Origin of the sequence: Pseudomonas sp. B16120 (assembly GCF_044218845.1) — a bacterium.
Classification (GTDB): Bacteria; Pseudomonadota; Gammaproteobacteria; order Pseudomonadales; family Pseudomonadaceae; genus Aquipseudomonas; species Aquipseudomonas paracarnis.
The window spans coordinates 3,770,451-3,796,273 of record NZ_CP162588.1 but is presented as its reverse complement, the minus strand read 5'-3'; the positions used below and the strand labels follow the sequence as shown (position 1 = coordinate 3,796,273).

Sequence of the window (25,823 nt, the reverse complement as noted above, 5' to 3'; positions counted from 1 at the left end):
TCGCAAGTTTGCAAAGTACGCAGTGCACTTAAACATAGTCAGACCGTTACCACGACGATGGCGCCGATCACCAGCACGGCACCGGCCGCCATGGACGCTGCATACCAACGCAATTGGCCGGTCTCGCTGCGGCTCAGGGCGGTGTGACCGGCCTTAGCGGCACGCGGGATCAAACCGATGGTCTGGTCGAGCGGGTCTTTGCGCAGCACGTGGCTGATCGCAAGGTAAGGTTTGACGAACAGTTTGTCGTAGATCCAGTCGAAGCCCCAGGCGGCGAACCACCAGGCCGACAGGAAGCGACCAATGCCACTGTTGGCCACGGCAGTCACGAAGCGACGCTTGCCGAGGAACAGCAGGGCCGCCAGCAGGATACCGGCGATGGCGATGGCGCCCGAGGCGATTTCCAGGCTGTGCTGGGCTTCGCCGCCGGCATGGCCGACGCTTTGTGGCAATACACCGTGCAGTGGCGGGGTGATCATCGCACCGACGAAGGTCGACAGGATGATCAGCACCGACAGTGGCAACCAGTGGGAGATGCCGTGGCCTGCGTGCGCTTCGGTCTTGGCTTCACCGTGAAAGGTGATGAAGATCAGGCGGAAGGTGTACAGCGAGGTCATGAACGCACCCACCAGGCCTGCGTACAGCAGGTTCTGGTTACCGCTGGCAAAGGCTTCCCAGAGGATCTCGTCCTTGGAGTAGAAACCGGCGGTCACCAACGGCAGGGCGGCCAGGGCGGCACCACCGACGATGAAGCTGGCGTAGGCCAGTGGCAGTTTCTTCCACAGGCCGCCCATCTTGAAGATGTTCTGCTCGTGGTGGCAGGCGACGATCACCGCACCGGAGGCGAGGAACAGCAACGCCTTGAAGAACGCGTGGGTCATCAGGTGGAAGATCGCCGCGTCCCAGGCGCCAACGCCCAGGGCCAGGAACATGTAGCCGATCTGGCTCATGGTCGAGTAGGCGAGGATACGTTTGATGTCGGTCTGCACCAGCGCGGCGAAGCCGGCCAGTACCAGGGTCACGCCGCCCACGATGCCCACCAGGTGCAGGATGTCCGGCGCCAGGGTGAACAGGCCGTGGGTACGGGCGATCAGGTAGACACCGGCGGTCACCATGGTGGCGGCGTGGATCAGTGCCGACACGGGGGTAGGGCCGGCCATCGCATCCGCCAGCCAGGTTTGCAGCGGCAGTTGCGCAGATTTACCCACGGCGCCACCCAGCAGCATCAGGGTAGCCAGGGTGATCCAGAAGTCGCCGACCTGGAATTTCTGCGGTGCCAGCACCAGCAGTTCCTGGATGTTCAGCGTGCCCACCTGTTGGAACAGGATGAACAGGCCGATGGCCATGAACACGTCGCCGATGCGGGTGACGATAAACGCCTTGAGTGCCGCGTTACCGTTGTTGCGGTTGCTGTAGTAGAAACCGATCAACAGGTACGAGCACAGGCCCACGCCTTCCCAGCCGAAGTACAGGAACAACAGGTTATCGCCCAGCACCAGGAACAGCATGCTGGCGATAAACAGGTTGGTGTACGAGAAGAAGCGCGAGTAACCCGCTTCACCGCGCATGTACCAGGATGCGAACAGGTGGATCAGGAAGCCCACACCCACCACCACGCCGAGCATGGTGATCGACAGGCCGTCGATGTAGAGGGCGAAGTTGGGCTTGAAGCCCTCGACCGCCATCCACTGCCACAGCACCAGGGTGTAGTGACCGCCTTCAGGCGGTGCCACGTTGAATTGCCAGATGACGTAGGCGGCCACGATGGCCGACAGGCCGATGGAGCCCACGCCGATCAGGGCCGAGAGGTTTTCCGACCAGCGCCCGCGAGAGAACGACAGCAGCAGGAAACCGATCAGGGGGAATACGAAAGTCAGAAAGATCATGTTCATCCGCGCATCTCACTGGCAGCGTCGATATCAAGCGTGTGGAAGCGACGATACAGCTGCAGCAGGATCGCCAGGCCAATACTGGCTTCGGCGGCTGCCAGACTGATCACCAGGATGAACATCACTTGCCCATCCGGCTGGCCCCAACGTGCGCCTGCCACAATGAACGCCAGTGCCGCGGCGTTCATCATGATTTCCAGGCTCATCAACACGAACAGAATGTTACGGCGAACCATCAGGCCGACCAGGCCAAGGCAGAACAGGATGCCGGCGACCGCCAGACCATGCTCCAAAGGGATAGCAGGCATCGTCATTGCTCCTTGGCTTCGTTGCGGCCCAAGTGGAAGGCAGTGATGGCTGCGGCGAGCAGCAGCATCGAAGCCAGTTCGACCACCAGCAGGTACGGGCCGAACAGGCTGATGCCCACGGCTTTCGCGTCTACGGTGGTGTGGCCGATGGCCTGGCCGCTCTGGTGAGCGAACAGCACATACAGCAGTTCACCCAGCAGCAAGGCGGCGAGGACAACCGGGCCGAGCCAGATGCCGGGCTTGAGCCAGACGCGCTCCTGGGCGACCGAAGCCGGCCCCAGGTTGAGCATCATCACCACAAACACGAACAGCACCATGATGGCGCCGGCGTAGGCGATCACTTCCAGCACACCGGCGAACGGTGCGCCGAGGCTGAAAAAGGTCATGGCCACGGCGATCAGTGAAATGATCAGGTAGAGCAGGGCGTGCACGGGGTTAGTGTTGGTGATCACGCGAAGCGTGGACACCACTGCAATACCCGATGCGAAATAGAAAGCGAATTCCATCTTTCTTCCTTAAGGCAGCAAGCTCTTCACGTTGATCGGCTCGGCTTCGTTTTGTGCGGCGCCTTTTGGCTTACCGGCAACGGCCATACCTGCAACACGATAGAAGTTGTAATCAGGGTTTTTACCGGTACCTGCGATCAAAAGATCTTCTTTCTCGTACACCAGGTCCTGACGTTTGAACTCGGCCATCTCGAAATCCGGTGTGAGCTGGATCGCGGTGGTCGGGCAAGCTTCCTCGCAGAGGCCGCAGAAAATGCAGCGCGAGAAGTTGATGCGGAAGAAGTCCGGGTACCAGCGACCGTCTTCGGTTTCAGCTTTCTGCAGGGAGATGCAACCCACCGGGCACGCCACGGCGCACAGGTTGCAGGCTACGCAACGCTCTTCGCCGTCGGGGTCGCGGGTCAGTACGATGCGGCCGCGATAGCGCGGCGGCAGGTACACCGCTTCTTCGGGGTATTGCAGGGTGTCGCGTTTGCGAAAGCCGTGACCGAACACCATCACCAGGCTTCGCAACTGGGTACCGGTACCCTTAACGATGTCGCCAATATATTTGAACATGGGTCAAATCCTCACTGAACCGCGGCAGCTGGCGTGTTCAACAACACGACGGCAGCCGTCACCAGCAAATTGATCAGGGTCAGCGGCAGGCAGAATCTCCAGCTGAAATCCATCACCTGGTCATAACGCGGGCGCGGAATCGAGGCGCGCAGCAGGATGAACAGCATGATGAAGAACGCGGTCTTCAGGAAGAACCAGAAGAAGGCCAACTGCGGCAGGATGCCAAACGGACCGTGCCAGCCGCCGAAGAACAGCGTGACCAGCAGGGCCGAGATCAAGATGATGCCGATGTACTCACCGACGAAGAACATGCCCCACTTCATGCCGGCATATTCAATGTGGTAACCGTCGGCCAGTTCCTGTTCCGCTTCCGGCTGGTCGAAGGGGTGACGGTGAGTCACGGCCACGCCAGCGATGAAGAAGGTGCAGAAGCCGAAGAACTGCGGAATGATGAACCACAGGTTCTGTGCCTGGTACTCGACGATGTCGCGCATGTTGAACGAGCCAACCTGCACCACGATGCCCATCAGTGCCAACCCCATGAACACTTCATAGGATACGGTTTGCGCCGAGGCACGCAAGCTGCCCAGCAGGGCGAACTTGTTGTTGCTCGACCAACCGGCGAACAGCACCGCGTATACCGACAAACCGGCCATGGCGAAGAAGAACAGCAAGCCGATGTTCAGGTCCGCCACGCCCCAGGTCGGGGTGATCGGGATGATCGCAAACGCAATCAGCAAGGCGCTCATGGCGACCACCGGTGCCAGGGTGAAGATCACCTTGTCGGCAAACGGCGGGGTCCAGTCTTCCTTGAAGAACATTTTCAGCATGTCGGCAGCGATCTGGAACATGCCGAACGGGCCAACGCGGTTCGGACCGTAACGGTCCTGCCACCAGCCCAGCAGGCGACGTTCGACGAAGCTGAGCAGGGCGCCCGCGACGACCACGGCCAACAGGATCACGATGGCCTTGACCACCGAGATGATCACGTCAATTACTTCCGGCGTGAACCAAGTCATTGCGCTGCCTCCTGCAGACCGTCAACGGTTTTGCCGAAAATGGCAGGCGGAATACCGGCGATGCCTTTAGGCAGTGCAACCAGGCCGGCACCCAGCTCGTCATTGATACGCAGCGGCAGACGCAAGGTCTGGCCGGCGACGTTGAGGCTGAGTAGCGCGCCGTCGTTGACACCCAGGCGGTCGGCTTCGGACTTGGCCACGGACACATAGGCGGCAGGAATGCGCTCTTGAACCGGCGCGGCCTTGGAAGAGGTCTCTTCGCTGCCGAACAGGTGGAAGAACGGCACGACCTGCCAGGTGCCCGGCGCCGGGTTGAACGGACGCGGTACCGCAGCGAACCAGTTCAGCGAGTCACCGCTGCTTTCGATCAGGCGAGTGCCTGGGTCGCCAGCGCGGATATGACCACCGACTTCGTCCTGGAACTTGTTCCAGGCCTGCGGCGAGTTCCAGCCCGGCGACCAGGCAAATGGCACCTGCTGACGCGGTTCGGCCGAACCCGAGTAACCTTCCATGGAGAAGGCAAACGCGGTGTCGTTGTCTTGCGGGGTACGCGGCTCGTGCACGCTGATGTCAGCACGCATGGCGGTGCGCCCGGAGTAGCGCAGCGGCTCACGTGCCAGTTTCAGGCCCTTGATGCGGAACGCGGCGGACGGCGCGGCATCGACGATACGAGCAAGCTGCGGCGCGCTGGCGGCGGTGGCAGCGGTCACGTGGTCGAGCTGGGTCCAGTCGATCGGCTGGTTCAGCAGGGTGGCGCGCAGGGCATGCAGCCAGCGCCAGCCTTCGTGCACCAGGATGCTGGCGTCCATGTACTTCGGATCGAACACCTGGAAGAAGCGCTGGGCGCGGCCTTCCTGGCTGACCAGGGTACCGTCGCCTTCGGCGAAGGTGGCGGCTGGCAGCACCAGATCGGCGCGGTCGCTGGTGGCGGTCTTCTGGTGGTCGGCGACGATCAGCACTTTGGCCGCGTCCAGTGCCGCGTCAACCTTGGCCGCAGCGGTGCGGGTGTACAGGTCGTTTTCCAGCACCACGATGGCGTCGGCACGGCCGTCGGTCACGGCTTGCAGCGCTGCGTCCACGGACTCGCCACCGAGCATGGCCAGGCCCAGGCTGTTGGCTTCCGGCACCACCAGGCTGATGGAACCGTTCTTGTCGCGCAGCTTCAGGGCCTTGGCGATGTTGGCGGCGGCTTCGATCAGCGCTTTGGAACCCAACGAGGTACCGGCAATGATCAGCGGACGCTTGGCCGCCAGCAGGGCGTCGGCAATGCGCTGGGCCAACTCGGCAGCTTCAGCGTCCAGGCCTTCAACGGCGGGTGCGCTGGCGTCGAGGGCGTGGGCCACGGCGAAACCGAGGCGGGCCAGGTCGTCCGGCGCGGCGTGCACGCACTCTTCGGCGATGTCGTCGAGCTTGGTTTCAGCCAGGGAGGCGATAAACAGCGGGTTCAGCGCGTGCTGGCCGATGTTCTTCACGGCGGCGTCGAGCCAAGGCTGTACGCGCATGGCGTCGGCCATTTCTTCGGCCTTGCCTTTGACCGACTGACGCAGCGACAGCGCGATGCGTGCAGCGGTCTGGGTCAGGTCTTCACCGAGTACGAAGATCGCATCGTGGTCTTCGATGTCGCGCATGTTCGGTACCGGCAGCGGGCTGTCGTTCAGCACTTGCAGGACCAGGCGGATGCGCTCCAGCTCGTCGGCTTCGATACCGCAGTAGAAGTGTTCGGCACCTACCAGCTCGCGCAACGCGAAGTTGCTTTCGAGGCTGGCGCGTGGCGAACCGATACCCACGATATTGCGCCCGCGCAACAGGTCGGCAGCCTTATCCAGCGCTGCGTCCAGGCTCAGCTTGGCGCCATCGGCCAGCTGGGGCTGGCGTGGGCGGTCTTCGCGGTTGACGTAGCCATAGCCGAAACGGCCACGGTCGCACAGGAAGTACTGGTTGACCGAACCGTTGAAGCGGTTTTCGATACGACGCAGCTCACCGTAGCGCTCGCCCGGGGAGATGTTGCAACCGCTGGAGCAGCCATGGCAGATGCTCGGCGCAAATTGCATGTCCCACTTACGGTTGTAGCGCTCGGAGTGGGTCTTGTCGGTGAACACACCGGTCGGGCAGACCTCGGTGAGGTTGCCGGAGAACTCGCTCTCCAGCACGCCGTCTTCAACGCGACCGAAGTACACGTTGTCGTGGGCGCCGAACACGCCGAGGTCGGTGCCGCCGGCGTAGTCTTTATAGAAGCGCACGCAGCGGTAGCAGGCGATGCAGCGGTTCATTTCGTGGGAAATGAACGGGCCGAGGTCCTGGTTCTGGTGGGTACGCTTGGTGAAGCGATAACGGCGCTCGTTGTGGCCGGTCATCACCGTCATGTCTTGCAGGTGGCAGTGACCGCCTTCCTCACAGACCGGGCAGTCGTGGGGGTGGTTGGTCATCAGCCATTCGACAACGCTGGCGCGGAACGCCTTGGATTCTTCATCGTCGATGGAGATCCAGGTGTTGTCGGTGGCTGGGGTCATGCAGGACATGACGATACGACCACGGGTGTCGTTCTCGTCGGTGTATTGCTTGACCGCACACTGGCGACAGGCACCGACGCTACCAAGCGCGGGGTGCCAGCAGAAATACGGGATGTCGAGGCCGAGTGACAGACACGCCTGTAACAGGTTGTCCGCCCCATCGACTTCGAGCGCTTTGCCGTCTACGTGGATAGTGGCCATGGTTCAAAGTTCTTCGTTGGCCCGTTGTCAGCGGGCGTGGCTAATGGAATCTTGTTATTCATGTGCATCTACACAGCCTTTACGGCGTCAGCACATGAGCAGGCGAAGGGCACGGACCCTTCGCCTGTTTAAGCGTTACGCGCCGACTACGATCGGCTTCGCCAGAGGCGGGACGGCGGCGCTGGTGGGCGCGATGCCGGCTTCGAACTCCGAGCGGAAGTATTTGATTGCGCTGCCCAATGGCTCCACGGCGCCCGGTGCGTGAGCACAGAAAGTCTTGCCTGGGCCGAGGAAACCGACCAGACCCAGCAGGGTTTCGATATCACCCTCGCGGCCTTCGCCATTTTCCAGGGCCATCAGCAGCTTCACGCTCCACGGCAGACCGTCGCGGCATGGGGTGCAGAAGCCGCACGATTCACGGGCAAAGAACTGCTCCATGTTGCGCAGCAACGAGACCATGTTCACGGTGTTGTCGACCGCCATCGCCAGGCCGGTACCCATCCGGGTGCCCACCTTGCCGATACCGCCGGCATACATCTGTGCATCGAGGTGCTCGGGCAGCAGGAAACCGGTGCCGGCGCCGCCTGGCTGCCAGGCTTTCAAGGTGTAGCCGTCGCGCATACCGCCGGCGTAGTCCTCGAACAGCTCGCGAGCGGTCACGCCGAATGGCAGTTCCCACAGGCCAGGGTTCTTGACCTTGCCGGAGAAGCCCATGAGCTTGGTGCCCATGTCTTCGCTGCCTTCGCGGGCCAGGGATTTGTACCAGTCCACGCCGTCGGCGATGATCGCCGGCACGTTGCACAGGGTCTCGACGTTGTTCACACACGTCGGCTTGCCCCACACGCCCACGGCGGCGGGGAAGGGCGGCTTGGAACGCGGGTTGGCGCGGCGGCCTTCGAGGGAGTTGATCAGTGCGGTCTCTTCACCGCAGATATAACGCCCGGCGCCGGTGTGCACGAACAGTTCGAAGTCAAAACCGGAACCGAGGATATTCTTGCCCAACAGGCCAGCGGCCTTGGCTTCTTCCACTGCACGGTTGAGGTGCTTGGCGGCGGTGGTGTACTCGCCACGCAGGAAGATATAGCCACGGTAGGTCTTGAGCGCACGGGCACTGATCAACATGCCTTCGATCAGCAGATGGGGCAGTTGCTCCATCAGCATGCGGTCTTTCCAGGTGTTGGGCTCCATTTCATCCGCGTTGCACAGCAGGTAGCGGATGTTGATGGATTCGTCCTTGGGCATCAGGCCCCACTTCACGCCGGTGGGGAAGCCTGCGCCGCCGCGGCCCTTGAGACCGGCGTCTTTCACGGTCTGGACGATATCGTCCTGGGCCATGTCGGCGAAAGCTTTGCGCGCAGCGGCGTAGCCGTTCTTGGCCTGGTATTCGTCGAGCCATACCGGCTCGCCGTCGTCACGCAAGCGCCAGGTCAGCGGGTGGGTCTCGGCCGAACGCTTGATCAGGTTGGCCGGGCCGAAAGAGGTCAGGGTCATGGGTAGCCCTCGAGCAATTGGGTCACGCCAGCAGGCTGTACGTCACCGAATGTGTCGTCGTCGATCATCAACGCCGGCGCCTTGTCGCAGTTGCCCAGGCAGCACACCGGCAGCAGCGTGAAGCGGCCGTCGGCGGTGGTCTGGCCGAGGCCGATGCCCAGCTTGGCCTGGATTTCGCTGACCACGGACTCATGGCCACCGATGTAGCAGACCATGCTGTCGCACACGCGAATGATGTGGCGGCCCACCGGTTGGCGGAAGATCTGGCTGTAGAACGTCGCCACGCCTTCAACGTCGCTGGCGGGGATGCCGAGGATCTCGCCGATGGCGTAGAGGGCGCCGTCGGGCACCCAGCCACGTTCCTTCTGGACGATCTTCAGGGCTTCGATCGACGCCGCGCGCGGGTCTTCGTAGTGATGCAGCTCGTGCTCGATGGCCGAGCGCTCGGTTTCACTCAAGGTGAAACGGTCTGTCTGGATAAGCGTGCTGTTCATGCTTAGCGGTCCACGTCGGCCATAACGAAATCGATACTACCCAGGTACGCAATCAAGTCCGCGACCATCTCGCCTTTGATCACCGAAGGGATCTGCTGCAAGTGGGCAAAACTTGGGGTACGAATCCGGGTGCGGTAGCTCATGGTGCCGCCATCGCTCGTCAGGTAATAACTGTTGATACCCTTGGTCGCTTCGATCATCTGGAAGGATTCGTTGGCCGGCATCACCGGGCCCCACGAAACCTGCAGGAAGTGCGTGATCAGGGTTTCGATGTGCTGCAGCGTGCGCTCTTTGGGCGGCGGCGTGGTCAGCGGGTGATCCGCCTTGTACGGGCCGGCCGGCATGTTGCGCATGCACTGCTCGATGATCTTCAGGCTCTGGCGCATTTCTTCGACGCGCACGATGCAACGGTCGTAGGCATCGCCATTGGCCGCCAGCGGTACTTCGAACTCGAAGTTCTCGTAGCCGGAGTACGGGCGCGCTTTACGCAGGTCGAAGTCGCAACCGGTGGAACGCAGGCCGGCACCGGTGACGCCCCACTCCAGGGCCTCTTTGGTGTTGTACTGCGCGACGCCAATGGTGCGGCCCTTGAGGATGCTGTTGTCCAGCGCGGCTTTCTGGTACTCGTCCAGGCGCTTGGGCATCCAGTCGATGAATTCCTTGACCAGGCGTTCCCAGCCGTTCGGCAGGTCGTGGGCCACGCCGCCGATGCGGTACCAGGCCGGGTGCAGACGGAAACCGGTGATGGCTTCGATGACCTTGTAGGCACGCTGACGGTCGGTGAAGGTGAAGAACACCGGCGTCATGGCGCCGACGTCCTGGATATAGGTTCCCAGGAACAGCAGGTGGCTGGTGATGCGGAAGAACTCGGCCATCATGATGCGGATGGTGTCGACGCGGTCCGGTACCTTGATACCGGCCAGCTTCTCGACCGAGAGCACGTACGGCAGGTTGTTCATCACGCCGCCGAGGTAGTCGATACGGTCGGTGTACGGGATGAAGCTGTGCCAGGACTGACGCTCGGCCATCTTCTCGGCGCCACGGTGGTGGTAGCCGATGTCCGGGACGCAGTCGACGATTTCTTCGCCGTCCAGTTGCAGGATGATACGGAAGGCACCGTGGGCCGAAGGGTGGTTCGGGCCCAGGTTGAGGAACATGTAGTCCTCGTTGGTGCCGGAGCGCTTCATGCCCCAGTCTTCGGGGCGGAAGCGCGCCGCCTCTTCTTCAAGCTGTTGCTTGGCGAGGTTGAGGCTGTACGGGTCGAATTCGGTGGCGCGGGCAGGGAAGTCCTTGCGCAGCGGGTGACCTTCCCAGGTCGGCGGCATCATGATGCGCGTCAGGTGCGGGTGGCCAGGGAAGTCGATGCCGAACATGTCCCAGACTTCACGCTCGTACCAGCTGGCGTTCGGCCAGATACCGGTCACGGTCGGGATGCTCAGGTCGCTCTCGCTCAGGGCGACCTTGATCATCACGTCGCTGTTACGTTCCAGCGACATCAGGTGGTAGAACACGGTGAAATCGGCGCCGCTCGGCAGGCCCTGGCGCTTGGTGCGCAGACGCTCGTCCACGCCATGCAGGTCATAGAGCATGACGTACGGCTTGGGCAGATTGCGCAGGAAGGTCAGGACTTCGACGAGCCTGGCACGCGCCACCCACAGCACCGGCATACCGGTGCGTGTGGCCTGGGCGGTGAAGGCGTCAGGGCCGAAACGGTTATTGAGTTCGACAACCACATCCTGGTCGTCTGCCTTATAAGGCGGGATGTACAGAGCACTGCCTGTAGTCATGGTTTTTTATCGCTTTCGGTCAACGTAAAGAATGAAGCCAGGTTTTCGTTCTATAAAAGAAGCGGGCTGGATCAGACTTCGTCGGGGCTGCGCAGGTTGGTGACTGCGATTCGCTGTTCGCGGCGCTGTTCCTTTTGAGACGGCATCTCGGCGCGATAAACGCCTTGATCACCGACCACCCAGGACAGTGGGCGACGCTCCTTGCCAATCGATTCCTGCAACAGCATCAAGCCTTGCAGGAACGCTTCGGGACGGGGCGGGCAGCCAGGCACGTAGACGTCCACGGGCAGGAACTTGTCCACCCCTTGAACGACCGAGTAGATGTCGTACATGCCACCGGAGTTGGCGCACGAACCCATGGAGATAACCCACTTTGGTTCGAGCATTTGCTCATAGAGACGCTGGATGATCGGCGCCATCTTGATGAAGCAGGTACCGGCGATAACCATGAAATCCGCCTGGCGCGGCGAGGCCCGGATCACTTCGGCACCAAAGCGCGCGATGTCGTGGGGCGCCGTGAAGGCGGTGGTCATTTCCACGTAGCAGCACGAAAGGCCGAAGTTGTACGGCCACAGGGAATTTTTACGCCCCCAGTTGACCGCGCCACTCAGCACGTCTTCCAGCTTGCCCATGTAGATGTTTTTGTGGACTTGGTCTTCTAACGGGTCGGAGACGGTTTCCCGTTCGCCGATGGGGTACTGCTCGTTAGGAGCATCCGGGTCGATCCTGGTGAGATTGTATTGCATTGCCAAAGCCTCATTGTTTCAGCTTCGCTTGCCGCTTGCGACGAGCTTCCGGAGCCCAGTCAAGGGCGCCCACTCGGAACAGGTAGACAAGACCTGCCAACAGAATTGCTATGAAAACGAGAGCTTCGACGAATCCGGTCCAGCCGCTTTCGCGGACGGACACAGACCATGCAAAGAGAAAGAGGGCTTCGATATCGAAGATCACGAAGAGCATCGCGACCAGATAGAATTTGGCTGAGAGCCGCAAGCGGGCGCCACCTGTAGGTAGCATGCCGGATTCGAACGGTTCGTTTTTGCTGCGGCCCCAGGCTTTTGACCCGAGGAGGCTGGAGACGCCAAGCATGAAGGCGCAGAGGCCTACAACACCGAGAAGGAAAATGGCAAAGCCCCAGTTGTGGGCCATGAGTCCTGTCGCGTCGGTCATGCTGGAAATCCTTAACAGAGAGCAAAGGTCTCTGAGCTCGAAAAAGTAACGATGCAGTGACGATATGTCGCACTGCAATCAATCGCGGTGATTTTATGGCTAAACACCGGGCAAGTAAAATTCCCAGGGCGAAATTATTCGGTGGAATAAGCACATAGTGCACCTTCTTGGGGCTGTAGCCCTTGTGGCGTGGGCATTAGCGGGCTTTTCATCAATTATGTTTTGTTTAAGCGGTAACGAAGTTTTCAGGCGCTAAATGATAATGAATATTGTTTGCGCGGGGTGTAAGCGAGTGTTTCTCATGTGGCGCGGGAAGTTACCGTTACTTGCTTGAGTGTCGCTTAGTTGTCGCAACGGTTCTTTTAACCGATCGGATGTGCGCGGATACCGCTCTGGATCAATGTTTTTAGCAAAAAACTATGGATAGGGCGCGGTCAATGTAGGAGCTGGCTTGCCTGCGGTGGCGGCGGATCAGCTGAAACACCTGCCTCTGACCCACCGCCATCGCAGGCAAGCCAGCTCCCACCCTTGATTTTCGGTGATTCCTAGGCAAAAAAAACGCCCCGAACCAGTCGGGGCGTGATTGTTGCGCGGCACTGCGGTTAGGTCTTCCGTGGGGCCGCAGTGGCCGTGTAAGCGGTACTTAGTGGAACTGCTCTTCTTCGGTCGAACCGGTCAGCGCGGTCACGGACGAGGTGCCGCCCTGGATCACGGTGGTCATGTCGTCGAAGTAGCCGGTGCCCACTTCCTGCTGGTGCGCCACGAAGGTGTAGCCTTTGGCGGCGTCTGCGAATTCCTGCTCCTGCAGCTTCACGTAGGCGGTCATGTCGTTGCGGGCGTAGTCGTGCGCCAGGTTGAACATGCTGTGCCACATGTTGTGGATACCGGCCAGGGTGATGAACTGGTGCTTGTAGCCCATGGCCGACAGCTCACGCTGGAACTTGGCGATGGTCGCGTCGTCCAGGTTCTTCTTCCAGTTGAAGGAAGGCGAGCAGTTGTAGGACAGCAGTTGGTCCGGGTATTCCTTCTTGATCGCTTCGGCAAAGCGGCGTGCTTCGTCCAGGTCTGGCTTGGCGGTTTCGCACCAGATCAGATCGGCGTACGGCGCGTAGGCCAGGCCACGGGCGATTGCCTGGTCGAGGCCGGCGCGCACTTTATAGAAGCCTTCCTGGGTGCGCTCGCCGGTGACGAACGGCTGGTCGTACGGGTCGCAGTCCGAGGTCAGCAAGTCTGCTGCGTTGGCGTCGGTACGGGCCAGGATGATGGTCGGCGTACCGGCCACGTCAGCGGCCAGGCGAGCAGCGGTCAGCTTCTGTACAGCTTCCTGGGTCGGTACCAGTACTTTGCCGCCCATGTGGCCGCATTTTTTCACCGAAGCCAGTTGGTCTTCGAAGTGCACGCCGGCAGCGCCTGCCTCGATCATGCTCTTCATCAGCTCGTAGGCGTTGAGTACGCCGCCGAAACCGGCTTCGGCGTCGGCCACGATTGGCGCGAAGTAGTCGATGTAGCCTTCATCGCCCGGGTTCTTGCCGGCTTTCCACTGGATCTGGTCGGCACGACGGAACGAGTTGTTGATGCGCTTGACCACGGTTGGTACCGAGTCCACCGGGTACAGCGATTGGTCGGGGTACATGGATTCAGCGGAGTTGTTGTCCGCTGCCACTTGCCAGCCGGACAGGTAGATCGCCTGGATACCGGCTTTTACCTGCTGGACTGCCTGGCCGCCAGTGAGGGCGCCCATGCAGTTGACGAAATCTTTGTCGGGACGGAAAGAAGGCTTGGCACCCTGAGTGACCAGGTTCCACAGCTTCTCGGCGCCGAGTTTTGCAAAGGTGTGCTCAGGTTGGACCGAGCCACGCAGGCGGACGACGTCAGCAGCGGAATAAGCGCGGGTTACGCCTTTCCAGCGTGGGTTTTCAGCCCAGTCTTTTTCAAGGGCTGCAATTTGCTGTTCGCGTGTCAGTGCCATGGGGAAAAACCTCGTCGCGTCTTGTTTGAAGTATCCGTTTGCCAGCCCGGCATTCGTTGCCTGGGTAGGATTGCTCGCTGACCAGAAGCTTTGGGGTTCAAGTCAAATCTGACGGAGGTAGGCGACGGGATGAACGATGGGGCTCAAGGGGGAGTTGAGCAGGTAAGGGCAAACTGCGAACGGTCTTCGGGCGTCGTGGGCCTTTGTACGATCCATCAGTGTGTAGCCGGGTTACCTGGTTAGCTTCCGTCCCTCGGGACAACTTCGTTCCAGTCGCAACCAACGTCAAACACACCTTGTGGGCGGTACAGACACGAATCGGCTCAGGTGGGTAGCTTAGAGCGGCGATCCGAAGGCCCTTGCCAGGGCCCCTGATTAGCGGGAGCGAGGCCATCATGCCCATGCTTTTTTGGCTCGTCAAATGTTTTGTAGTGCTTTTTTTATGGCACTACATCTTTAGTCTAATGCGACTTGCCAGTCAGTTTTCGGTGCTTCAGTTCAGGGTGTCGACCTTGACCCGTAAAGTCAGGTCATCGCGGCCCTGAGTAGAGTAGCTGCGGGTTGTAGAGGATTTGTCCGCCTGGGTTTCACGATTGATGCCGGCCAGGGGAATCCATTCGCCCAGGCGGCCGCTGACAGTTGTGTCGGTGTTTTGCACGTTCACTACATCGGGACGTTCCTGGCTCATGCGGTCACGGTTGGTACTGATGGCCAGGTGTACGGTCTCGCCGGTGACGCTGGCGGTCACGTAAAAGCCCTGGGTGACGTTGCGATACTGGGTCTGGTTTTGCAGACGGCCGTAGCTGTCCTGTTGCGTGGTGGTCAGCGGTACGCTCTGGCCGACCTGGATCAGCGCAGGCACGCCTTCGCTGGCCTGGATCTGCTGCACGCCACCGTCGCGGCTGGCAGTGCCGTAGCTGATGATGCGGGTCTGGCTGTCACCACTGTTCTGTTGGTTGTTCTCGTTGGTATCGACGGTGATCAGCAGACGTCTGGCCGGTGTATCCAATTGGCCGAGCAGTGCGCGCAAGCCCTCGATCCTGGCGGGCTCAGCGTTAACGATAAGCTGGTTGCCGTAGGCGCTGACGGTGCCGTCCTTGCCAATGAAGTTCTGCGCCACGGGCAGCAGGTCGGCGCTGGTGCGGTTGTTCAGGTTGACGACTTCAGTGGCGGCCATGGCGCAAGCGCTGACGGTCATCACGAGGGCGGTGAGCAGGGTGCGTAGGGACATGTCCGTTATCTCTGCGAGTCATTTGCTTGATAGTGCCAGTTTGTCGGCCTGGCAGGGCGCAAGTTGAATCGTAGACGGCAAAATGCCCTGGCAGGCAGGGCATTCAGGATGTTGCTGAAATAGCTATCGCAGGCGACGCGGACTCGGGTCAGTCCCCGCGCACCATATCCACATGCGGAATCCCGACCTCAAGAAACTCATCGCTGACGATCTTGAAGCCCAGCCGCTCATAGAACGGCGCCGCATACACCTGCGCACTCAGGAATTGCCGGGTCTGGCCGCGTTTCACCGCCTCGCCGATCACCGCTTCCATCAGCTTGTCGCCGACTTTCAGCCCACGCCAGTCCTTGAGCACTGATACCCGACCGATCTCGCCGCTGGGCAGCAATCGAGCGGTGCCAATCGGGAAATCACCTTCGTATGCAAGAAAATGCATGGCGCCGGCATCGTCCGCGTCCCACTCCAATTCAGGCGGGACCGATTGTTCAGCGATGAATACCGCTTCACGAATGCGCCGAATCTCGTCGATATCCTTTCGCCAGTCCGCGACACTTACGTGAATTCTATTCATCCGCGAACCCCAGGCTGCCTTGCTTGACCAGTTCGCACAGCAGGTCGCGACCGTCTTCGTCGGCCAGCCACTCGCCCAGGTTTTCGCTGTGCAGTGCATCGGCCGAGCACACCAGCTTCAACAGTTCACGCAGTTTGCCCGGCAGGTAACGGCTCTGGCCGCTGGCGAACAGCAGTACGTCGTCGTCCACTTCGGACCAGGCCAAGCGTGCGCTCGGGTTGCGTACCAGGATCGCGCCGTCTTGCAGGCTGTTGATGAAGTCTTCTTCGCCCAACTCTTCGCCGGCCACCAGTTCCGGGTAGCGTGGCTCGGTCATGAACTGGCCGAACCAGGTCAGCAGCATGCGCTCATCGCTCATGTGCTCGGCGAGCAAGCCCTTGAGGCGGTCCAGTGCGTCGCCCTGGATCTGGTGCGGGTCGCTGACCGGCTGGGCGTCTGCGTCGGTGTAGCGCTCTTCGTCGGTCAGGTACTGGCTGAGGAAGTCGGTGAAGTGGGTCAGCACTTCAGCGGCGCTCGGTGCACGGAAACCCACGGAATAGGTCATGCAGTCGTCTTCAGCAATACCGAAATGGGCCAGGCGCGGCGGCAGGTAGAGCATGTCGCCCGGTTCCAGCACCCATTCGGCGCTTTCTTCGAATTCTGCGAGGATGCGCAGGTCGGCGTGTTGCAGCAACGGGCTTTCGGAATTGCACATCTGGCCGATCTTCCAGTTGCGCTTGCCCTGGGCTTGCAGCAGGAACACATCGTAGTTATCGAAATGCGGACCGACGCTGCCACCCGGCGCGGCGAAGCTGATCATCACATCATCGATACGCCAGCTCGGCAGGAAGCGGAAGTGCTCCAGCAGCTCAGCCACTTCCGGCACGAACTGGTCGACCGCCTGCACCAGCAGGGTCCACTCGCGCTCGGGCAGGGTGCTGAAAGCGTCTTCGGCGAACGGGCCGCGACGCAGTTCCCACGGGCGCTCGCCGTGTTCGATCACCAGGCGCGACTCGACTTCTTCTTCCAGGGCCAGGCCTGCCAGTTCGTCGGCGTCGATCGGGCTTTCGAAGTCAGGGATGGCCTGGCGGATCAGCAGCGGTTTTTTCTGCCAGTAGTCGCGCAGGAATTCCCGTGCCGTGATGCCGCCCAGAAGTTGAAGAGGGATATCAGGATTCATGTGTAACCTATTGAAAAAAAGCACTTTTAAGACAGGAATAAAAACGCCCGGCGCGGCCGGGCGTCTCAAAGGAGCTTGCTTGGATCAGATGCGCTTGGCTTGCTCTACAGCGTTGCCGATGTAGTTGGCCGGGGTGAGCAGCTTCAGCTCGGCCTTGGCCGCGGCTGGCATGTCCAGGCCGTCGATGAAAGTTTGCAGTGCTTCGGGGCTGATGCCCTTGCCGCGCGTCAATTCTTTCAGCTTCTCGTAGGGGTTTTCGATGTTGTAGCGGCGCATCACGGTCTGGATCGGCTCGGCCAATACTTCCCAGCACGCGTCCAGGTCAGCGGCAATCTTCTGCTCGTTGAGCTCCAGCTTGCTGATGCCTTTGAGGCTGGCTTCGTACGCGATCACGCTGTGGGCAAAGCCGACACCGAGGTTGCGCAATACGGTGGAGTCGGTCAGGTCGCGCTGCCAGCGAGAGATCGGCAACTTGCTGGCCAGGTGCTGGAACAGGGCGTTGGCGATACCCAGGTTGCCTTCGGAGTTTTCGAAGTCGATCGGGTTGACCTTGTGCGGCATGGTCGATGAACCGATTTCGCCTGCAATAGTGCGCTGCTTGAAGTAGCCCAGGGAGATGTAGCCCCAGATATCGCGATCGAAATCGATCAGGATGGTGTTGAAGCGTGCAATCGCGTCGAACAGCTCGGCGATGTAGTCGTGGGGTTCGATCTGCGTGGTGTAGGGGTTGAAGCCCAGGCCCAGCTCGTCTTCGATGAAGGCGCGGGCGTTGGCTTCCCAGTCGATCTCAGGATAGGCCGACAGGTGGGCGTTGTAGTTGCCTACGGCGCCGTTGATCTTGCCCAGCAATGGCACGGCGGCGACTTGGGCGATCTGGCGCTCCAGGCGGTACACCACGTTGGCCAGTTCTTTGCCCAGGGTGGTCGGCGAGGCCGGCTGGCCGTGGGTGCGCGACAGCATCGGCACGGCAGCGAAACGGATCGCCAGCTCGCGGATGGCTTCGGCGGTCTGGCGCATCAGCGGCAGCATCACGTCATCACGGCCTTCGCGCAGCATCAGGGCGTGGGACAGGTTGTTGATGTCCTCGCTGGTGCAGGCAAAGTGGATGAACTCGCTGACCTGGGCCAGTTCCGGCAGTTGGGCCGCTTGCTCTTTGAGCAGGTATTCGATGGCTTTGACGTCGTGGTTGGTGGTGCGCTCGATCTCTTTGACACGCTCGGCGTGCTCCAGGGAGAAGTTTTCCGCCAGGGTGTTCAATACAGCGTTGGCTTCGGCGGAAAACGCCGGCACTTCGCTGATGGCGCGGTGACTGGCCAGGCGCTGGAGCCAGCGCACTTCAACCAGGACACGGGCACGGATCAGGCCGTACTCGCTGAAAATAGGGCGCAGGGCCTGGGTTTTGCCGGCGTAGCGGCCGTCAACAGGGGAAACCGCAGTGAGCGAAGAGAGCTGCATGGGGTGTTCTCGGACAGTCGGGCAACGAAATGGGGCGCGTATCATACATGAAAAAATCCGCCGGTCCGTCGCCAACTGACCGGCGTATTACGCGTAATGGCTTGAAAACAGCCTGCTGGTGCGACTTATTCGTTGCGCATCAACGGGTAAAGCTCTTTGAGCAATTTGCGTCGGCTGATCACCAACTGCCAGCGATGACCGCCCAGTTGGCGCCACAAGCGTGCCGAACGAATACCGGCCAGGAGCAGGGCGCGGATTTTCGACGCGTTGTTGGGTTGCTGCAGGTTGCGCATGTCGCCGTGCACCTGGATGCGCTGGCGCAGGGTGCTCAAGGTGTCCTGGTACAGCGCACCACAGGCTGCGATCACGTTTTCGTGGGCCGGGCCGAAGTGTTCTACCTGGGACTGGATCTGCGGCAGGCGCTTGCCGATGGTGTCCAGCAGGTCGTCACGCTTGGCTAGTTGGCGCTCAAGGCCGAGCATCGACAGGGCATAGCGCAACGGTTCGCGCTGCAGAGTGCTGGGGTCGCGCTCCAGGGCGCCGATCAGGGCGCGATAGCCTTCACGCAGGGCCAGGTCGTCACCGCCATAAACCTCAAGGGTGTCCTTGGGATCGCGGATCAGCAGGCTGCCGAGCATGCAGGTCAGGCCGGCTTCAGTGACCTGGCCGGTCTTGGCGATCTTGTCCACCAGTACCGCAGCGAGAAAGACACCGCCAAGGGCCGTCAATTGCTCCTGGGTCGGGCTCATGCCGGGTTGCTCCAGGCTTGCGCGACTTCAATCACGCCGCCGCCCAGGCAGATTTCGCCGTCATAGAACACCACGGACTGGCCAGGGGTGACCGCGCGCTGCGGGTCATCGAAGGTGGCACGGTAGCCGGTGGCGGTCTTTTCCAGGGTGCAGGGCTGGTCGCTCTGGCGATAACGCACTTTGGCGGTCAGGCGGCGCGGGGTGCTCAAGTCGATAGGGTTGACCCAATAGATCTCGGAAGCGAGCAGGGCGCCGGAGAACAGCAGCGGGTGCTCGTTGCCTTGGCCGACCACCAGCACGTTGTTTTCCAGGTCTTTGACCAGCACGTACCACGGCTCTTCACCGGCGTCCTTCAAACCGCCAATACCCAGGCCCTGGCGCTGGCCGATGGTGTGGTACATCAGGCCGTGGTGGCGGCCGATCACTTCACCCTCGGTGGTCTTGATCTCGCCCGGTTGCGCCGGCAGGTATTGCTTGAGGAAATCACTGAAGCGCCGCTCGCCGATAAAGCAGATACCGGTGGAATCTTTCTTCTTGGCGGTGGCCAGGCCGTGTTTCTCGGCAATTTTGCGCACTTCGGGCTTTTCCAGTTCGCCGACCGGAAACAGGGTCTTGGCGATCTGCTCACCACCGACGGCGTGCAGGAAGTAGCTCTGGTCCTTGTTCGGGTCCAGGCCCTTGAGCAATTCGGTGCGGCCATCGATATCGCGACGGCGCACGTAGTGGCCGGTAGCTATCAGGTCGGCGCCGAGCATCATGGCGTAGTCGAGGAAGGCCTTGAACTTGATTTCGCGGTTACACAGGATGTCCGGGTTCGGCGTGCGGCCGGCCTTGTATTCGGCCAGGAAGTGCTCGAACACGTTGTCCCAGTACTCGGCGGCGAAGTTGGCGGTGTGCAGCTTGATGCCGATCTTGTCGCATACGGCCTGGGCGTCGGCGAGGTCGTCCATGGCGGTGCAGTATTCGGTTCCATCGTCTTCTTCCCAGTTCTTCATGAACAGGCCTTCCACCTCATAACCCTGCTCCATGAGCAGAACGGCGGAAACGGAAGAGTCCACGCCGCCGGACATGCCGACGATGACGCGCTTCTTTTGTGTGTCAGAAGGGGCTGAATCACGCATAGGGTTTCAACGGGTGTCTTGAAAAAGGACGCGATTCTAGCAGGCCTGGGCCCGCAAGGCTAAAGAGAAGGGCGGATCAATTCGAGACTGTGGCATTGGCCGGCCAGATAATCATCGATGCAGCGGATAATCAGCTCGCTGCGCCAGTCGTCGCGCACGGCCATCAGCTCGTCACGGGTCAGCCAGCGGGCGCGCAGGATGCCTTCGTCGAGTTGATAGTCCGGGTGGTGTCTCAGGGCCTTGGCGATAAAGCAGACCCGTTGATAGGTGACGCCATTGCTGGGTGCGGTGTACAGGTAGATGCCGACGATGCCGGTAGCTTCCACGTCCCAGCCGGTTTCTTCCAGCGTTTCGCGCACGGCAGCTTCGGTCAGGGTTTCGTTCGGGTCCAGATGGCCGGCGGGCTGGTTGAGCACGGCGCGGCCGCCCTTGAGTTCTTCGACCATCAGGAAGCGGCCGTTGTCTTCGACGATGGTGGCGACGGTGATGTGAGGTTGCCAGGTCATGGGAAGTCTCTTGGGATGCCCCGCGGTCTTCGGGCAGGATTGCGGTCAATGTGGGAGCTGGCTTGCCTGCGATAGCGGTGGGTCAGCTACTGAATAGCTTGCTGGTAGACCGTCATCGCAGGCAAGCCAGCTCCCACATTCTATTGGGTTTCTTCAGTTAAATCGGTGGCAGTCCGAAACAGAAACCCCGGCACTGGGCCGGGGCTTCTTCGCATCCTTACAACCTTACTTCAACTTGGCAATCGCCGCATTGAGGGTGTTGCTCGGGCGCATGGCCTTGCTGGTCAGCTCTGGGTTCGGCGCGTAGTAGCCGCCGATGTCCACTGGCTTGCCCTGTACGGCGTTGAGTTCGGCAACGATGGTTGCTTCGTTCTCGGCCAGGGTTTTGGCCAGTTCGCCAAATTGCGCTTGCAGTGCAGTGTCGTCGGTCTGGGCGGCCAGGGCTTGTGCCCAGTACAGCGCCAGGTAGAAGTGGCTGCCGCGGTTGTCGATGTTGCCGACCTTGCGCGATGGCGACTTGTTGTTGTCCAGGAACTGGCCGGTGGCCTGGTCCAGGGTCTTGGACAGTACCAGCGCTTTCGGGTTGTTGTACGTCACACCCAAATGCTCGAGGGACGCGGCCAGGGCCAGGAACTCGCCCAGGGAATCCCAGCGCAGGAAGTTTTCTTCCAGCAGTTGCTGCACGTGCTTTGGAGCCGAACCGCCAGCACCGGTTTCGAACAGGCCACCGCCATTCATCAGCGGCACGATCGACAGCATCTTGGCGCTGGTGCCCAGTTCCATGATCGGGAACAGGTCGGTCAGGTAGTCGCGCAGTACGTTGCCGGTCACCGAGATGGTGTCCAGGCCCTTGCGGGTGCGCTCCAGGGTGAACTTCATCGCATCGACCGGGGCCATGATGCGGATGTCCAGGCCTTCGGTGTTGTGATCTTTCAGGTAGGTCTGAACTTTCTCGACCACCACGCCATCGTGCGCGCGCTTAGGGTCCAGCCAGAAAATGGCCGGGGTGTTGCTGGCGCGGGCACGGTTGACGGCGAGCTTGACCCAGTCCTGGATCGGCGCGTCTTTGGTCTGGCACATGCGGAAGATGTCGCCAGCTTCGACGTTCTGTTCCATCAGCAGGTTGCCCTGGCTGTCGGTGACGCGGACAACGCCGTCAGCCTTGATCTGGAAGGTCTTGTCGTGGGAGCCGTACTCTTCGGCTTTCTTCGCCATCAGGCCAACGTTTGGCACGCTGCCCATGGTGGTGGGGTCGAAGGCGCCATTGGCCTTGCAGTCTTCGATGACCGCCTGGTAGATGGTGGCGTAGCAGCGATCCGGGATCACAGCCTTGGTGTCGTGCAGTTGGCCGTCGGTGCCCCACATCTTGCCGGAGTCACGGATCATCGCTGGCATCGAGGCGTCGACGATGACGTCGCTCGGCACGTGCAGGTTGGTGATGCCTTTGTCGGAGTTGACCATCGCCAGGGCAGGGCGAACGGCGTAGACCGCCTGGATGTCGGCTTCGATCTGCGCCTGCTGGTCGGCCGGCAGGGCCTTGATGCGGGCGTACAGGTCGCCGATGCCGTTGTTCAGGTTGAAGCCGATCTGTTCCAGCACGGTCGCGTGCTTGGCCAGGGCGTCTTTATAGAACTCGGCAACGATCTGGCCGAACATGATCGGGTCGGAGACCTTCATCATGGTGGCTTTCAAGTGAACCGACAGCAGCACGCCTTGCTTCTTGGCGTCTTCGATTTCAGCGGCGATGAAGCTGCGCAGGGCTTTTTTGCTCAGCACGGCGGTGTCGATGATTTCGCCGGCCTGAACGCTGGTCTTTTCCTTCAGGACGGTGGTGGTGCCGTCCTTCGCAACCAGCGCAATTTTGACCGCGTCAGCGGTTTCGATCTGCACGGCTTTTTCGCTGCCGTAGAAGTCGCCGTTGTTCATGTGGGCAATGTGCGACTTGGAATCGGCAGCCCAGGCGCCCATCTTGTGCGGGTGCTTGCGTGCGTAGTTCTTGACCGACAGCGGTGCGCGACGGTCGGAGTTGCCTTCGCGCAGTACCGGGTTCACGGCGCTGCCCTTGACCTTGTCGTAACGTGCACGGGTTTCTTTTTCCGCGTCGGTGGTTACGGTTTCAGGGTAGTCCGGCAGGGCGTAGCCCTGGGCCTGCAGTTCCTTGATCGCGGCTTGCAGCTGCGGGGTCGAGGCGCTGATGTTGGGAAGCTTGATGATGTTGGCTTCAGGCGTAACGGCCAGGTCGCCCAGTTCGGCGAGGTGGTCCGGGATGGCCTTGGTGCCCAGTTGCTCGGGGAAGCTTGCGAGGATGCGCCCGGCGAGGGAAATGTCGCGGGTTTCCACGGCAATATCAGCGGAAGCGGTGAAGGCCTCTACGATAGGCAGCAGTGAATAGGTGGCGAGGGCTGGGGCTTCGTCGGTGAAGGTGTAGATGATCTTCGAGCGGGTGGGCATATTCGGATTAACTCTCTTCTTTGCTGAAAGCGTGCGCAGAAACTCGAGATGCGCCGGGTAGAGCGCGTTCGTTCAAAGTCATCCATGAGCGAAATGTCGAGGTTTCTTCGCGGTGATGTTGGTTTGCATCAGTCGAGCGTCAAGCGGGTGGGCTATGGTAATAGTCCGGCTTTCTGGCGAAAGGCTACGTTCTAGAGCGGTCCGCCGTCGTGACTCTTTGGTCAGCGGCGGCATTATACATAGGTCGCTATGCTTACGCTGAGCCTTCATACAAAAGGGGGCTCGTCCATTGGTCTAAAGGTCGCAGGTGCGTGGGGTAGTGGGATGTGCTCAAGATTGGCGCTTTTCCCTTTGCTTTCAGGCTTGTAGGCCACCAAATATGCTGTTTTCGATGCAAATGAGCATGGCGTGAGGTTTCAGTCGCCATTTATCTGGAGTAGGCTCGAACGCAGCCAGATGTTCAATCCATAGATGGAGTTCAGCATGGGATACAAGAAGATTCAGGTTCCGGCAGTCGGCGACAAAATCACCGTCAATGCAGACCATTCTCTCAATGTTCCTGACCAACCGATCATCCCCTACATCGAAGGTGACGGTATTGGCGTCGACATCAGCCCGGTGATGATCAAGGTGGTCGACGCCGCTGTTGAAAAGGCTTACGGCGGCAAGCGCAAAATCTCCTGGATGGAGGTGTACGCTGGCGAAAAAGCCACTCAAGTCTACGACCAGGACACCTGGCTGCCCCAGGAAACCCTGGACGCGGTCAAGGATTACGTGGTGTCCATCAAGGGCCCGCTGACAACGCCGGTGGGTGGCGGTATCCGCTCGCTGAACGTAGCGCTTCGCCAGCAACTTGACCTGTACGTGTGCCTGCGCCCGGTGCGCTGGTTCGAAGGCGTGCCCAGCCCGGTGAAAAAGCCTGGCGACGTGGACATGACTATTTTCCGTGAGAACTCCGAGGATATTTACGCGGGCATCGAGTGGAAGGCCGGTTCGCCGGAAGCGATCAAAGTGATCAAGTTCCTCAAGGAAGAAATGGGTGTTACCAAGATCCGTTTCGACCAGGATTGCGGAATTGGCGTCAAGCCGGTCTCCAAAGAGGGTACCAAGCGCCTGGCGCGCAAGGCCTTGCAGTATGTGGTGGATAACGACCGCGACTCGCTGACCATCGTGCACAAAGGCAACATCATGAAATTCACCGAAGGGGCCTTCAAGGAATGGGCCTACGAAGTGGCGGCTGAAGAGTTCGGTGCGACCTTGCTCGATGGCGGGCCGTGGATGCAGTTCAAGAACCCCAAGACCGGCAAGAATGTAGTGGTCAAAGATGCTATTGCCGACGCCATGCTCCAGCAGATCCTGCTGCGTCCGGCTGAATATGACGTGATCGCGACCCTCAACCTCAATGGTGATTACCTGTCCGACGCCCTGGCGGCGGAAGTGGGCGGCATTGGTATTGCGCCGGGGGCCAACCTGTCGGACACCGTGGCAATGTTTGAAGCCACCCACGGTACTGCGCCTAAATATGCGGGCAAGGATCAGGTCAACCCTGGTTCATTGATCCTGTCGGCGGAAATGATGCTGCGGCATATGGGCTGGGTCGAGGCGGCGGATCTGATCATCAAGGGCACCAACGGCGCGATTTCGGCCAAGACCGTGACCTATGACTTCGAGCGTCTGATGGATGGCGCTACGTTGGTGTCGTCGTCGGGGTTTGGTGATGCGTTGATCAAGCATATGTAAACAGGCAGAGAAAACCGGCCGCCCTGATGAGTCGGGGCGGCCGGTTTGCTTTGAGTGCTTGATTTCAGTGGCTGGTCAGGCCCGCTGCTTCTCTGATTTTTCTACCTTTGTTTCTTTCACGCCTGCAGTGGCAGGCGCATCAACAATATTTACGGCATGCATGCCTTTTGGCCCTTGAATGATTTCAAAGTTGACACGCTGACCCGCTTTCAGCGTTTTGTAACCTTCCATCTGGATCGCTGAGAAATGCGCAAAAAGGTCCTCGGTCTTGCCGTCTTCAATGACGAAGCCGTAACCCTTGACATTGTTGAACCACTTGACCTTACCACTAGCCATTCCCTTATCCCTCTGCACCAGACTCCATCACTGGAGTATCATCCTGTCTATCCGTCCTAACCCGAATAAATAAGGTTGACTGCGCGGACCTTTTTTACCCACTGTGGGCTCTATTCGTTGTAACACCGTTTCGCCGATAGTCAAGGTGACCAAAGGGTCAGAGTTGAAATTCTGACAGGCCGCCCCCACCACTGTAATTGAACCACTGACGAACCTTTCTTTCCCATGCATGCAAACAGCCAGATTCGACTAACATTCAATCAGGATCGCCCGGATCAGGAACATGACGACGACGGTTCTGCAGGCATTGCTGTTCAGGAGGCCAAGCCTGCTTTACAGGCGCCGCCGATGTACAAGGTGGTTTTGTTTAATGATGACTACACACCGATGGATTTCGTCGTCGAAGTGCTCGAGGTGTTTTTCAACCTGAACCGCGAGTTGGCGACCAAGGTAATGCTGGCCGTTCACACAGAAGGACGGGCAGTATGTGGAGTGTTTACCCGCGACATCGCCGAGACAAAGGCCATGCAGGTCAACCAGTACGCCAGGGAAAGCCAGCATCCGCTACTCTGTGAAATCGAGAAGGACGGTTAACGCCGACC

23 protein-coding genes are annotated in these 25,823 nt (G+C 60.3%); 2 read left to right on the top strand and 21 right to left on the bottom strand.

Going from position 1 to position 25,823, the window contains the following annotated elements:
• Positions 1-38: 38 nt before the first annotated feature.
• From nuoL to AB4P90_RS17400, 20 genes are all read right to left on the bottom strand, one after another.
• Positions 39-1,892 (bottom strand): NADH-quinone oxidoreductase subunit L, encoded by a 1,854-nt coding sequence (nuoL, locus tag AB4P90_RS17495; RefSeq protein WP_395605183.1) that lies wholly within the window; start codon positions 1,890-1,892, stop codon positions 39-41.
• Positions 1,889-2,197 (bottom strand): NADH-quinone oxidoreductase subunit NuoK, encoded by a 309-nt coding sequence (nuoK, locus tag AB4P90_RS17490; protein ID WP_003174727.1) that lies wholly within the window; start codon positions 2,195-2,197, stop codon positions 1,889-1,891. The genes nuoL and nuoK overlap by 4 nt, the downstream gene beginning before the upstream one ends.
• Positions 2,198-2,199: 2 nt before the next feature.
• A complete protein-coding gene (gene nuoJ, locus AB4P90_RS17485; protein ID WP_003174726.1) occupies positions 2,200-2,703 on the bottom strand; it encodes an NADH-quinone oxidoreductase subunit J in 504 nt (167 codons plus the stop codon).
• 9 nt (positions 2,704-2,712) lie between these two features.
• Positions 2,713-3,261 carry an NADH-quinone oxidoreductase subunit NuoI gene (nuoI, locus tag AB4P90_RS17480; RefSeq protein ID WP_014718911.1) on the bottom strand — a complete coding sequence of 183 codons (549 nt, stop codon included), beginning with the start codon at positions 3,259-3,261 and terminating at the stop codon, positions 2,713-2,715.
• Positions 3,262-3,272: 11 nt separating this feature from the next.
• Positions 3,273-4,280, bottom strand: coding sequence for an NADH-quinone oxidoreductase subunit NuoH (gene nuoH, locus AB4P90_RS17475; RefSeq protein WP_003174724.1), 1,008 nt, complete (start codon positions 4,278-4,280; stop codon positions 3,273-3,275).
• Positions 4,277-6,991 carry an NADH-quinone oxidoreductase subunit NuoG gene (gene nuoG / locus AB4P90_RS17470; RefSeq protein WP_014718910.1) on the bottom strand — a complete coding sequence of 905 codons (2,715 nt, stop codon included), beginning with the start codon at positions 6,989-6,991 and terminating at the stop codon, positions 4,277-4,279. The genes nuoH and nuoG overlap by 4 nt, the downstream gene beginning before the upstream one ends.
• 135 nt (positions 6,992-7,126) lie before the next feature.
• A complete protein-coding gene (nuoF, locus tag AB4P90_RS17465; protein ID WP_032896666.1) occupies positions 7,127-8,482 on the bottom strand; it encodes an NADH-quinone oxidoreductase subunit NuoF in 1,356 nt (451 codons plus the stop codon).
• The gene (gene nuoE, locus AB4P90_RS17460; protein WP_003232080.1) at positions 8,479-8,976 is read right to left on the bottom strand and encodes an NADH-quinone oxidoreductase subunit NuoE; all 498 of its coding nucleotides are present in this window, start codon (positions 8,974-8,976) and stop codon (positions 8,479-8,481) included. The genes nuoF and nuoE overlap by 4 nt, the downstream gene beginning before the upstream one ends.
• Before the next feature lie 2 nt (positions 8,977-8,978).
• Positions 8,979-10,763, bottom strand: coding sequence for an NADH-quinone oxidoreductase subunit C/D (nuoC, locus tag AB4P90_RS17455; RefSeq protein ID WP_005789116.1), 1,785 nt, complete (start codon positions 10,761-10,763; stop codon positions 8,979-8,981).
• 71 nt (positions 10,764-10,834) lie between these two features.
• Entirely contained in the window at positions 10,835-11,509 is a 675-nt protein-coding gene (locus AB4P90_RS17450) for an NADH-quinone oxidoreductase subunit B family protein (RefSeq protein WP_003174719.1), read from the bottom strand.
• Between the two features lie 10 nt (positions 11,510-11,519).
• Entirely contained in the window at positions 11,520-11,933 is a 414-nt protein-coding gene (locus AB4P90_RS17445; protein ID WP_003192109.1) for an NADH-quinone oxidoreductase subunit A, read from the bottom strand.
• A gap of 643 nt (positions 11,934-12,576) precedes the next feature.
• Positions 12,577-13,902, bottom strand: coding sequence for an isocitrate lyase (aceA, locus tag AB4P90_RS17440; protein WP_003174717.1), 1,326 nt, complete (start codon positions 13,900-13,902; stop codon positions 12,577-12,579).
• 493 nt (positions 13,903-14,395) lie between these two features.
• Positions 14,396-15,133 (bottom strand): secretin N-terminal domain-containing protein, encoded by a 738-nt coding sequence (locus AB4P90_RS17435; protein WP_395605182.1) that lies wholly within the window; start codon positions 15,131-15,133, stop codon positions 14,396-14,398.
• Positions 15,134-15,281: 148 nt separating this feature from the next.
• Positions 15,282-15,704 (bottom strand): GNAT family N-acetyltransferase, encoded by a 423-nt coding sequence (locus AB4P90_RS17430; RefSeq protein ID WP_014718908.1) that lies wholly within the window; start codon positions 15,702-15,704, stop codon positions 15,282-15,284.
• Positions 15,697-16,863: a cupin domain-containing protein gene (locus AB4P90_RS17425; protein ID WP_014718907.1), complete on the bottom strand. Its 1,167-nt coding sequence runs from the start codon at positions 16,861-16,863 to the stop codon at positions 15,697-15,699. The genes AB4P90_RS17430 and AB4P90_RS17425 overlap by 8 nt, the downstream gene beginning before the upstream one ends.
• Before the next feature lie 84 nt (positions 16,864-16,947).
• The gene (gene purB, locus AB4P90_RS17420) at positions 16,948-18,318 is read right to left on the bottom strand and encodes an adenylosuccinate lyase (protein ID WP_047711152.1); all 1,371 of its coding nucleotides are present in this window, start codon (positions 18,316-18,318) and stop codon (positions 16,948-16,950) included.
• A 125-nt stretch (positions 18,319-18,443) separates the two neighbouring features.
• On the bottom strand, positions 18,444-19,067 hold the full coding sequence (gene hflD / locus AB4P90_RS17415; RefSeq protein ID WP_003192101.1) for a high frequency lysogenization protein HflD: 624 nt from the start codon (positions 19,065-19,067) through the stop codon (positions 18,444-18,446).
• Positions 19,064-20,188 (bottom strand): tRNA 2-thiouridine(34) synthase MnmA, encoded by a 1,125-nt coding sequence (gene mnmA / locus AB4P90_RS17410; protein WP_014718905.1) that lies wholly within the window; start codon positions 20,186-20,188, stop codon positions 19,064-19,066. The genes hflD and mnmA overlap by 4 nt, the downstream gene beginning before the upstream one ends.
• 59 nt (positions 20,189-20,247) lie before the next feature.
• Positions 20,248-20,694, bottom strand: a complete 447-nt coding sequence (locus AB4P90_RS17405) for an NUDIX hydrolase (RefSeq protein WP_073844364.1) — start codon at positions 20,692-20,694, stop codon at positions 20,248-20,250.
• A 225-nt stretch (positions 20,695-20,919) separates the two neighbouring features.
• Positions 20,920-23,145, bottom strand: coding sequence for an NADP-dependent isocitrate dehydrogenase (locus AB4P90_RS17400; protein ID WP_130175066.1), 2,226 nt, complete (start codon positions 23,143-23,145; stop codon positions 20,920-20,922).
• A 483-nt stretch (positions 23,146-23,628) separates the two neighbouring features.
• On the opposite strand from AB4P90_RS17400, the gene icd reads away from it, so the two are divergent.
• Positions 23,629-24,885 (top strand): NADP-dependent isocitrate dehydrogenase, encoded by a 1,257-nt coding sequence (gene icd / locus AB4P90_RS17395; protein ID WP_005789095.1) that lies wholly within the window; start codon positions 23,629-23,631, stop codon positions 24,883-24,885.
• A 75-nt stretch (positions 24,886-24,960) separates the two neighbouring features.
• Here icd and cspD read toward each other — a convergent pair whose 3' ends face one another.
• A complete protein-coding gene (gene cspD / locus AB4P90_RS17390; RefSeq protein ID WP_014718902.1) occupies positions 24,961-25,221 on the bottom strand; it encodes a cold shock domain-containing protein CspD in 261 nt (86 codons plus the stop codon).
• 225 nt (positions 25,222-25,446) lie between these two features.
• Between cspD and clpS the strand changes: the two genes are divergently transcribed.
• Entirely contained in the window at positions 25,447-25,815 is a 369-nt protein-coding gene (gene clpS, locus AB4P90_RS17385; RefSeq protein WP_005789091.1) for an ATP-dependent Clp protease adapter ClpS, read from the top strand.
• Positions 25,816-25,823 lie beyond the last annotated feature (8 nt).